Source organism: Microbulbifer regidiadema (SeqCode) (genome assembly GCF_052467605.1).
In genome coordinates, this window is the sequence record NZ_CP174316.1 from 1,211,735 (window position 1) to 1,222,254 (window position 10,520).

Consider the following 10,520-nt stretch of genomic DNA (forward strand, 5'->3'; position numbering starts at 1 on the left):
CTTATTGAACTATATAAAAAATTTTTAAAATGACGCTTGTACATCCTGAGAAGCCATGTATAATGCGCAGCACAATTTGGTGGGGTGGCTGAGTGGTCGAAAGCGGCGGTCTTGAAAACCGTTGACTGTAACAGGTCCCAGGGTTCGAATCCCTGCCCCACCGCCATTATTCATACAGAAAGCCCTGATTTTTCAGGGCTTTTTTGTTTCTACCCTTTGCAGGATGACTCCGTAGCGTTTCAGGCGATGCGTACCCTACGATCACCCACCCCTTAACCTTATAAAAAGCCCATACGCTGACACAGAAGCCAGAGCGTAACTTCTGGCCGATCTGATCAATGGCCTGCATGGTCTCACCGGTGAACATATCGCCCTGGCCTGGCGAGCAGGGAATAAGCTCCACCAGCCCCACCCCGACTTTCAGGAACCCATGCCCCTGCAGAAATAGCCCTGAATCTGTATGCCTGTTACGCCAAGCCCGATAGCTACTGCGATGAATACCAAATACCAGGCAAAGGCGTTGGACAGGGTGACTTTTCCACAACCGCTGGGCTATCGATAATTTTTCAGCGAATTCAACATCAAGATTATAACTACCCAGTTATCAGCTCGTAGCGTGGCCGGTATAATTCATAGTATTGCTCTGCCCTCCGAGTTTCAGAGCTTGATAGATCAGGATTATTCATAAAGAGCAGCTTTGATGACCTGCCAGCGGTATATATCATGTAGGCATGTATGGCAAAAAAGAGGGCGTCCAAAGTATTCGCATCAAGAGCCTTATGTATAGCGAAATATTGCAAGACAAGGTTGCTTTCCCCTTGCTTGTAAGCCCCCAAGGCGAGACTTGTCACAACGTCCCCCTCCCAGGAGGCACATTCAAATCGCCTGTGGTTCCCTTTTAATCGATTCAGCCCACCTAAAAATATCTTTTTAGTTTCGCCTGAAAAATTTTTATACGCGGGGTTATCAAAATGCCCCTCCCAAAAATCATCAAAATCGAGGTTGGGCGGGAAAGCTAAGTTTATTTTCCTGGCACGATCCAGACCATACTGGAATGATTTTTGCCTATTCTCGCTATTATCACCCTCCGGGTTCTTTGAGAGCCGTAGACACATTTTGGGGTGTTGTTGGTTGTTGTAGCTCATAAGGAATCCTTTCCATCGCCAAGGTCGGGGGTGAGCCTGCAAGCTAGCACTCCCCCCCTGATCAAGTCCAGTTAAAAATTAGAACCTATTGGTCCACGCGGTTAATTCTGTAACGATTAGTTTTCCTACCCGGCCACCTTTAGAGCCTGCATTCAACTCTGAAGTACATCATCCTTAGATATTCAGCCCCCAGAATCACCGCAAGAAGCGACAAGTATCCAGCAGAAATCAGCGCTATAAGTCCAAGCTGCCTTGCAGCAAGCTGTGGAGATGCACCAATCAATGCCATCAAAAAGTACGTACAACAGCAGAGAATACTACATTAGCCAGCTATCTCCGCCGCGCTTTCGATAAAAACCTATGAATACAGGGTTCAAAAGCCTCAGGAGTTTAAAAAGCACTCCACCTACAGATGCCTTATATCTATATTTAGCTTAATGCAGCCCACTAGATTCCAATTTTTAACTGGACCTAGTCAAGGGGGGTCAGCTAACTTGTAACTCCCACCCAGCCCTAGAGATGGAAAGGATTCCACGCAATGTCTTACCCTCCAAACCCAAACCTCCCAGAACCCCCAAAACACCCATACCCACGTACAGCACCGCCCCCTCTCTCAAGTCGCAGCTATGACGAGATCAGATTTCTAGCGCTCTGCAAAGGGATGCAACTTGCCAAAAGACATCACCCCGACCTCTCACCTGAAATAGAATATATACTTCTTCAGACAACGCTCATTCACGAACCTCCGCGCGGAAATTATTCACTGGGACCCAAAAATATTCCACCCCAAATAGCAAGATGGTTTTCACGGAGATGGCGCTTTGCGGAAAAACATGAACCCGACCGATTTGAATGCGCCATCAGGAATAAAGAGACAGGAACCGTAACAGGCCTTTTCATGGCGACCTGCCAACGTGACAAAAAGATTTTTCTCTTGGAGGATTTTGTCTTAACTAAATCAGACCTTAGAATTTTTGGCTTTCTCTTTTATTCCATACATGCCTACATGAGGTACGTTAACCACGATAACCGCAGATCTTTTACACTAGTCCTTTCTGTTCATTCCGAACTAAAAAACCTTACGGCTAATTTTGCAGAAAGCTACTATAGACATAACGAATTAAAGTACAGCCTGGCAACCGGCTTCTTACCTATTTACACATCATAAGGGGGGGCACCTTAAACTTCTTACCTCGCCAAATAGGAGATCCCCCATCGCTGGCATATTCCTCCAATCGATCTCGAAAGTGCATCGCCAACTGTGGCTGCATTAATATAACCCATTAAAGATGACCGCCACTATAAAAGCCTATGGACACAGGGTTTAACAACTCCAGGAACTTAAAAAAACAATCACCTCTATAGATGCCTTATATCTAGCTAAGAGGAGTCGGCCGGCTTATAGCGTTGGCCCCACCTTAAAGACGGAAAGGATTCCACATGAATGATTCCCCCCCAGAACCCCCACGATACCCATCATCACATCAATCGCACCCTCTCTCAGAGGGAGACCATAACAAGGTCAGACTTCTATCACTCGCCACAGGGGTACAATTTGCCAAGGAAAGAAGTCCCAACTTCCCACCTAGTATTAAGTTGACACTTTTTGACCAAACCCCTGTTTACGAACACCTAAAAACAGACATCCAACCATGCGGACGCATTCCATCCTATTTCACACTATGGTTTTCACGTAGGGGGCTCCTTGCGAAAAAATATGAACCCGATCGCTTCGAATGCGCCATCTGGCACAAGGAAACCCTAATAGGGCTTGTCATGGCAACCTACGATTCGCAAAAAAAGACTCTTTACCTGGACGATTTTCTTTTAATGATTCCGGATGTCGACGCACACATTCTAGACGCCATCTTTTTTGCCATGCGCGCTCATATGAAATACATCGGCCGCGACTCATACAGGGTGATCTTTAAGGTAAGGAAATTCTTAGTATCCCATATAAGTCATTTTGCAGAACGCCATTACCGTGACAACTATGAAAGATTTTTACACAGAACAAGAAGCCTACCTAATTACAACCCATAGCGGAGAGGGGGGGGGTAAGTGGAAACTCTCCTACACAAACACAAGCCAGGCCCAATCACCCTTATAGAGCAACTCCTGGGCTCGACTGATATTAGAGAGCCAACATACGGCATCGCTTGAGGCCGCATCCACCGACCGATAGATAGATAGATAGATAGGGCCACTCTCAAGCCAAGCCCCAAAACTGTCCAATAAATCGCCTAAACTGCTGAATTTCTTAAAAAATTCAACATGGCACTTGTATATTCTGAAAAGCCATGGATAATGCACCGTTCAATTTGGTGGGGTGGCTGAGTGGTCGAAAGCGGCGGTCTTGAAAACCGTTGACTGTAACAGGTCCCAGGGTTCGAATCCCTGCCCCACCGCCATATCAATAAAAAGCCCGGCTATATGCCGGGCTTTTTGTTTTTGGGCAAGATCTCCAAACTGGAGCTCCACACAAGGCGCAGCCAATCTCTACAAATATTTACAGTTCCGCGCCTAACTAAGGAGCCTCTGAACAACTCCGCGATGGCTCTGGCCTTCAGAATACCTCCCGCCAAGACGTGACTTCGCAGGAATAGGAGTTCTATGGAGCCCCTTAAAGGCCACAACTACTCCATTGCGACTCTTGTAAAGGAATACGACCATACGCCTAAGACTATACTCACCAAGACCCACAAAGATGCTACAGAGTTCTGAATGCTAGCGAGAACCTCTAGATACCAACCAACAAGCCGACACAAAACGCAATAGTACTCTTATCTGTTTGCACTATCCGACAGAGTAATCCAGCCGGAAAACTGCTTTACCGCCCTTTAATAAGCTTGCATTTTATTTAATACTTTTAGCAAAGAAAGTACTGACTTTTAGGAGCCCTTTCTCCAGACACAAAAGCTACGGCACCTTTCATAGTTTCTGATTTAAAATACCAACATCCCCTTACTGTCATATTTCATCTCGCCGGACAGCTTTTCTGTCTTAACCAAGAGCCCAGAAGCATTAGATCACTACATGGCTCAACTCAATTTGATCAGATGACTGAGCAGCCAAAAGAAATAGCCTTGGAAATCATTGCCCCAAACAAATCCCAAGTTCAAACACCCACTCCTCCATCATTAATATAAAAAATCCAGTCATATACCGAGCTTTCAACTTTCGACAAACGGATTTAGGCCGAACCTTATTTAAATACAAGACGCAGAGACTAACAGTTCCCATCCCTTTTTTATAGGTAGCCAGAAAAAACGTCTACCAAACTTCATCGCGCAACTACATTCGCCTAAGAAAACCGAAAATAAAGCTATTAACCTAAAGCCAAAGCACGCCTGAAAAACCCAACCAAAGTCTACCATCGCGAATACAGCGAAGATAAACACTGGTTAAGGCCAAGCCCCCACACAACCCCACTATTCAGTACCAAATACCGCACAACTCAACACCCAGGCCAGCTTTGCTTCTTGCCTTATGAATAGCAATCGGCATAATAATTACCCATCGATGTACATCTAATACAGCAAGGGCAAAGCGTGGAAAAGAATTTTATCCTAGGGGTTGGATGCCAAAAAGGCGGTACTTCATGGCTACATTCCCAACTGAATAAGTCGAAAAATGTTGATACGGGGTTCAAGAAGGAGTATCACGTATTTGATGCCTTACATATTCCAGAGTGCAAACACTTTTTAACCCAAAAATTTAAGGATCTAGAGGCCGCCCCAATTACCCAAGAAGCATCCCCCGAAAAAGGCCGACTCCTGAAATACCTCAGCTTCTACATGGACACTCAAAATTACTACGATTACTTTGACTACTTGTGGCACAAAGGAGGTCCAGAAGTTACTACTGTTGGAGATATCACTCCAAGCTACTCAGCCCTCCCCCCGACAGCACTAAACGATATCAAGTTAAATCTTGAGGAGCGAGGATTTAACGTTAAGGTCATATTTATAATGAGGGACCCTATAGAGCGATGCTGGTCAATGGTTAGAATGAAACGAAGAAAGAAGCTGATAGCAGACCCATCTGCCCATCTACCAGATGAACAAAAACAACTAGAAGCAGAGTTTGGACTCAGAACTACAGAAATGCGCACTAGGTATGAAACAACAATCCAAAATCTAGAGCTTATCTTTCAACCAGAAAATATTTTTTACTCACTTTACGAAGAGCTTTTCGAAGAAAATACCATTGCCAGAATAAAGAAATTCTTAGCGCTAAATGAATTTGAAGCCGACACAAAACAGAGAGTTAATGTATCCAAAAAAAGTGACTCTCTTCAGGAGCTAAACCGGGATTTAGCTGAACGCATTTTCCAACACTACCGAGAAACCTATGATTTTTGCCAGTACAGATTTGGAGTTAAAGATCAATGGTCCGGATGGAACTATGCATAAAATTTAATCACCATGCCACCCGTATAGCGGATGGCATGGTAAAATTCCCACAAATTCATTACTCCAATCGCCATCGTGCAACTCAAACCTTATAAGTATATAGCATTACCGCAGACAAAGGTTCAGTGAGAAATCCTTATTCAGAAGAGTTTGCGCCAATCATAGTTAGCGCTTACCATCCGCCACCAATATAAAACCCCGCTTGCGCCTTACTGCCAACCCTAGGAAGCCACCAAGTAATTCCGTACCCCCTAAATTTCGGAGTAGCCCCCAATCAAGGCACCGCTTCGCAGGAATATAGCCCCTTCAAGAAATCACAATACAGAACGTGGGCACCCTACGCCCCCCTCAATACATCTTACCAAACCCGGCCAATATCCAACCTCTATTGATAGGGGAAGTCATATCCACCTCTTGCGCAAGCACAGTTTTGGGGGCTGATTCCATAATTTTATAGCCGTTACCATCCACCTCCGTGACCAAGGCCACATGAGCAATATATCCATTTTCGGACTTTCTATAAAACACAAGATCTCCCAGCCTTGGCTTATAGGAAGCAGGCTTCAGAGATTGGATGGATTGAAAATAAGAGTATAAATTTCGCGCCCGCCGGTGAAAAAATGGATTGGCAGGGTTGTTTCCATTACGAGAATCATAGAAAGCAGCATTCTTACTGAAGCTCTCCCTCATCACCACCTCAAATGAGTACCCAGCCATACCATATGCAATATTAGGCACATCGCTGCATACAATAAATCCGAGCTTCCCCCCAATATTATTATACATCCCCATCAATGGATCATAGGGTGTATATGAAAGGGAGCGGGCATTTCGAACAACCTGATTTACATCAGGTAACCCACCGTGCTCCTTAAAATTTCGCTCACCTTTGTAGGTCATCCAATAAAGGGAGAGAGCTGCCACCACAACAATAAAAAGAAAACTTCCAATTAATCTTTTCATACCACTTCTGGTAGGACCTTATTAAGTTTCTTCAATCAACAGGCAGTCACCTGCCCGCTGATTCACAACGCCACCCCCAAACAGAGGGCGGTTCCATTCAAGACTAAAACGAACGCCCCAAAATGCGCTTGGCCGCATCTATTGCAAAATCTTTATAGTCCGCCTCTACCTGCGCCATCTCCCGCTCATACTTGAACTGCTCTTTGCGCGGCAACTTTTTCCAGTCTTTCAGAATAGGGATATGGCTGGTTTTCTCTGCGATAGTGTAAAAAGCCACAAACTCTTCACGCACTTTGTCTTCAACCTGAAGCGAATCCAGAAGAACACGAATACGAATCGACGCCTCGGTGAGCCCCACCCCATCATCCAGCAGTGTACGGGCGATAATCTGAATACTGTCGTTGACCCTTTGGCGCTGATCCTCTGCGGCTTGCTCCAGCTCGGCTAGCTGTGTGGCCTGCTCTTTCTGTGCGACGGATAATTTGCGCAGATAATAACCAGCCACAATCGCCAGAGAGAAGATAACCAAAGCCGCAATCACCAGCAGCCAAGTAGGAAACACAGTCATTTAATATACACCTTAAGTAACGCCAGCCCGATGCTGGCCGAAATAACAGAGAGCACTGTACTGAGGCCAATAATATTGGCCGCCAACTGGCTATTGCCACCCATGGTATGGGCCATTACAAAGGCCGATATGGCACAGGGTGAGCCGGTGATCAGCATCAGATAGCCCAAGTAGGTCGGGCTCATTCCCATAGCCCAGCCTATCAACACAGAGAGTATCGGCACCCCAATCAACTTCAACGCCGAAGATGTCAGCGCTGTTGGCGAGCTGCGCAATAGCTGGCCCAACCTCATGCTGGCACCGATACAAATCAATCCCAACGGCAAACTGGCAGAGCCAAGAATTTTAACCGTATCCAACACCACTTGCGGGACTTTGAAGTCCAGCACACGGCACAATATTGCCAGGAAAACCCCGATAAGCAATGGGTTCTTTGTCAGCTCAGTAAGGAGCAAGCGCGGCCCGAACTTTTTCTCTTCATTGTAAAAAACGAATAATATCACCGCGAAAATATTGAACTGTATTGTCAGCGCAGCGACCAGTACCGCAGAGTGAGAAACCCCGGATGCGCCAAAGGCTTTCTCCACCCAGGCGAGCCCCACGATGGCAACATTTCCGCGAAAAGCCCCCTGAATAAATGCACTGCGATCTTTAACCGCAATCGGTCTGGCCATCAACCAGGCAATGGGAATGATGACACAAGTCCCCAGAATTCCCGCAGTCAGCAGAGGGATCTCATGGGTGGGATTGGCACTCGACGAGTAAATGCTATCGAATAACAGCGCCGGCAACATTACGTTGAAAACCAGCACCATCGCATCGTCGAAAAAGCCTTTTCGCAGGACTCCCTGCCTGGATAACAGGTAGCCGCCAACAATCATCAAAAAAATCGGGCCTGTCACCAGCAGGGCAAAGGCAATATTTTCCATAGGGAGTTAGCTTTCCGCAGCGACCCCCTCTCCCCGAGGCAGCGCCTTTTGTCCAGAGTCCTCAGCCTGTTCGCGCAGCTGGGCAGAAATCTGCTTGCGAGTTTTAGCCCCGAGCTTGCGCAGACCATCGATGCGTTTCACTGCATTGCCTCGGCCTGTCGCCAGTCGCTTGTAAGCTTGCTGGTAGGCATCATCCGCCTGGCGCAGGCGGTCACCGAGAAGATCCAGCGACTCCAGCACCATAGAAAACTGATCGTGCAGCTTGCCGGCCTCGTCGGCGATCTTTTCCGCATTCTTGTTTTGCTTCTCGTAGCGCCAGATATTCTCGACCGTGCGCAGAGTCACCATCAGGCTGGTGGGGCTCACCAACACAATTTGCCGCTCGTAAGCAAAGCGGAACAAATCCGGGTCCGCCTGCATAGCCAACATATACGCAGCTTCAATGGGTACGAAAATAAAGACGAAGTCCAGGGTGCGCACCCCCTCCAGCTGCTCGTAGGCTTTCTTGTTGAGGCCGGTAATATGCGCGCGCAGAGAGGTCACGTGCTGCTTCAGGGCCTGAGCGCGCTCCTCGTCGGTCTCCGCCGAACTGTAGCGCTCGTAATCCACTAAGGAGACCTTGGAGTCGATAATCAGATCTTTGTTTTCCGGCAGGCGTACAACCACGTCCGGCTGACGCCTGCGGCCATCACTGGTGAGGGTCACCTGGGTTTCGTACTCGCGGCCCTTCTGTAGGCCGGATTCCTCCAACAGGCGCTCCAGCACCACCTCCCCCCAGTTACCCTGGACCTTGCGGTCCCCTTTTAGGGCCGAGGTCAGGTTCAGGGCCTCATCGCTGATGCGCTGGGTCTGTTCGCGCAGCGCCTTGATCTGTCCGAGCAGACTGTTGCGCTCAGCATTCTCGCGATCGTAGACATGCTCAACCCGCTTGCGGAAATCCCCCAGCTGGCGCTCCAGCGGATCGAGGCTCTTGCGCAGGCTGTCCTCACTGCGGCGAACAAAACTCTGCTGCTTCTCTTCAAAAATCCGGTTGGCCAGGTTTTCGAACTGCTCCCCCATAGCAATGCGCATTTGCTCCATCAGCTTGCGCTGCTCCGCCAGGGCCGCCTCCCCTTTTTCCACCAGAACTTGGCTGCGGGTCAGCTGTTGCAGCTTGTCCGCCAGCTCGGTGCGCAGGGACTCCACTTCGAGGCCAAGCTGAGACTCCCGCTCGCGGCTACTATCGATACGCGCCTGGGCCACTTGTAGCGCAGCCTCACTCTGCAACAGGGCGCGGCGACTACTCGCCCGCGCCAGCCAAAACACCAAGCCCACCAGAAATAAGATGGCAACAGCCACCATCACCGCATGATCGGCATTTAATTGCAGCGGGAACGCTGACATAGAGTGGTACTCCCAGACCCGGAAAGAGATGGATAAATCAGGATTCTGCCAGGGGCCTCAGCCACTGACCTGCCCGGGAAGTCACCCAGGCAAAAGTGCCATTCTAGCAGCTTGCCCCCGGGAAAGTACCCCGCGCCAGCGCAAGCAGCGGTTCGAGTATCGGGGGCAGAGCCCAATGCACAGGAGACCCAGCGGGAATTTTTACCGGGTTTTAGGTATTCTTGAAGGATTGGTTTCGATGTTGATATTCCAGAACGCATGCACAAACACAGCCCCCATTCAGATAGCCCCGCCCCCAGCGCCCTGATCTTTGACTCCGGTGTGGGCGCCATCAGCATTGCGCGGGAGATCCGCCAACTGATACCGGGCCTGACTTTGCACCTGGGCGTGGACAACGGCTTTTACCCCTACGGCAACAAGAGCGAAGAGGAGCTGCGCCCCCGAATTGTCCAGCAGGCCCAGACCATGATGGAGCGCTGCGCGGCAGATATTTTAGTCGTGGGTTGCAATACCGCCAGCACCCTGGCCCTGCCCCAGCTGCGCGAATCCCTCCAGAAACCCGTAGTCGGGGTGGTGCCCGCCGTTAAGCCCGCCGCTGCCGCCAGCCGCTCCCGCACCATTGCCTTGATTGCCACCGAGGGCACCGTCAACCGCCGCTACACCCGCGAGCTGATCGAGCAATTTGCCAACGGCAATCGGGTGATCAATGTGCCCGCGCCGGAGCTGGTACACCTGGCAGAGAACAAACTGCGCGGCGAAGCTATCAGCGCAGAGGATTTAGAGCCGGTCTTGCACCGCGTCTTTCACACCGCCGGTGGTGACCAAGTGGATATTGCCGTATTGGCCTGCACTCACTTTCCCCTGCTGCGCGAAGAACTCGGCCAGTTCGCCCCGCGTCCGATCCAGTGGCTCGATTCCGGCGAAGCCATCGCCCGGCGGGTGCGCTGGTGGCTGGAAGAACTAAAGCTGATGCTACCGGACACCCCCGGCACCGGCCGCCTAATCACCAGCACGGCTGATCAAACCGGCAAGCTCGAACAGGCATTTCGCGAGTTCTCCCCCATTGCCGAACCCCCGATATCCCGCTGCTAAATGATAAGAACTGCGCACTAAGGTT

At 49.3% G+C, this 10,520-nt stretch carries 8 protein-coding genes and 2 tRNA genes; 4 read left to right on the forward strand and 6 right to left on the reverse strand.

The genetic code is table 11. The annotated features are described in order from the left end of the window. Positions 1–78: 78 nt before the first annotated feature. Positions 79–166, forward strand: a tRNA-Ser gene (locus ACJJIF_RS05870). On the opposite strand, the gene ACJJIF_RS05875 is transcribed toward ACJJIF_RS05870, so the two are convergent. Together ACJJIF_RS05875 and ACJJIF_RS05880 are read right to left on the reverse strand one after the other, a co-directional pair. After that, positions 167–403: a hypothetical protein gene (locus tag ACJJIF_RS05875; RefSeq protein WP_444931307.1), complete on the reverse strand. Its 237-nt coding sequence runs from the start codon at positions 401–403 to the stop codon at positions 167–169. It abuts the tRNA gene before it with no gap. Positions 404–593: 190 nt separating this feature from the next. Further along, on the reverse strand, positions 594–1,145 hold the full coding sequence (locus ACJJIF_RS05880; protein WP_444931308.1) for a hypothetical protein: 552 nt from the start codon (positions 1,143–1,145) through the stop codon (positions 594–596). 2,323 nt (positions 1,146–3,468) lie between these two features. Between ACJJIF_RS05880 and ACJJIF_RS05885 the strand changes: the two genes are divergently transcribed. Together ACJJIF_RS05885 and ACJJIF_RS05890 are read left to right on the forward strand one after the other, a co-directional pair. Beyond that, positions 3,469–3,556 (forward strand) — tRNA-Ser (locus ACJJIF_RS05885). A gap of 1,140 nt (positions 3,557–4,696) precedes the next feature. Further along, positions 4,697–5,560: a sulfotransferase domain-containing protein gene (locus tag ACJJIF_RS05890; protein ID WP_444931309.1), complete on the forward strand. Its 864-nt coding sequence runs from the start codon at positions 4,697–4,699 to the stop codon at positions 5,558–5,560. Between the two features lie 348 nt (positions 5,561–5,908). Here the strand turns inward: ACJJIF_RS05890 and ACJJIF_RS05895 are convergent, their stop codons facing one another. The 4 genes from ACJJIF_RS05895 to ACJJIF_RS05910 all read right to left on the reverse strand — a co-directional run bounded on the left by ACJJIF_RS05895 (position 5,909) and on the right by ACJJIF_RS05910 (position 9,403). Continuing rightward, positions 5,909–6,523, reverse strand: a complete 615-nt coding sequence (locus ACJJIF_RS05895) for a DUF1287 domain-containing protein (RefSeq protein ID WP_444931310.1) — start codon at positions 6,521–6,523, stop codon at positions 5,909–5,911. Between the two features lie 103 nt (positions 6,524–6,626). Beyond that, positions 6,627–7,091 carry a DUF2489 domain-containing protein gene (locus ACJJIF_RS05900; RefSeq protein ID WP_444931311.1) on the reverse strand — a complete coding sequence of 155 codons (465 nt, stop codon included), beginning with the start codon at positions 7,089–7,091 and terminating at the stop codon, positions 6,627–6,629. Next, a complete protein-coding gene (locus ACJJIF_RS05905) occupies positions 7,088–8,020 on the reverse strand; it encodes an AEC family transporter (protein ID WP_444931312.1) in 933 nt (310 codons plus the stop codon). Before ACJJIF_RS05905 ends, ACJJIF_RS05900 begins: the two co-directional genes overlap by 4 nt. Positions 8,021–8,026: 6 nt before the next feature. Continuing rightward, a complete protein-coding gene (locus ACJJIF_RS05910) occupies positions 8,027–9,403 on the reverse strand; it encodes a DNA recombination protein RmuC (RefSeq protein WP_444931313.1) in 1,377 nt (458 codons plus the stop codon). 258 nt (positions 9,404–9,661) lie between these two features. Between ACJJIF_RS05910 and murI the strand changes: the two genes are divergently transcribed. Further along, on the forward strand, positions 9,662–10,495 hold the full coding sequence (gene murI, locus ACJJIF_RS05915; RefSeq protein WP_444931314.1) for a glutamate racemase: 834 nt from the start codon (positions 9,662–9,664) through the stop codon (positions 10,493–10,495). Positions 10,496–10,520: the final 25 nt, after the last annotated feature.

Coding starts and splice junctions, on each gene's coding strand:
- ACJJIF_RS05880 (WP_444931308.1), bottom strand. CDS start 1,145: ATGAGCTACAACAACCAACAACACCCCAAAATGTGTCTACGGCTCTCA.
- ACJJIF_RS05895 (WP_444931310.1), bottom strand. CDS start 6,523: ATGAAAAGATTAATTGGAAGTTTTCTTTTTATTGTTGTGGTGGCAGCT.
- ACJJIF_RS05900 (WP_444931311.1), bottom strand. CDS start 7,091: ATGACTGTGTTTCCTACTTGGCTGCTGGTGATTGCGGCTTTGGTTATC.
- ACJJIF_RS05905 (WP_444931312.1), bottom strand. CDS start 8,020: ATGGAAAATATTGCCTTTGCCCTGCTGGTGACAGGCCCGATTTTTTTG.
- ACJJIF_RS05910 (WP_444931313.1), bottom strand. CDS start 9,403: ATGTCAGCGTTCCCGCTGCAATTAAATGCCGATCATGCGGTGATGGTG.
- murI (WP_444931314.1), top strand. CDS start 9,662: ATGCACAAACACAGCCCCCATTCAGATAGCCCCGCCCCCAGCGCCCTG.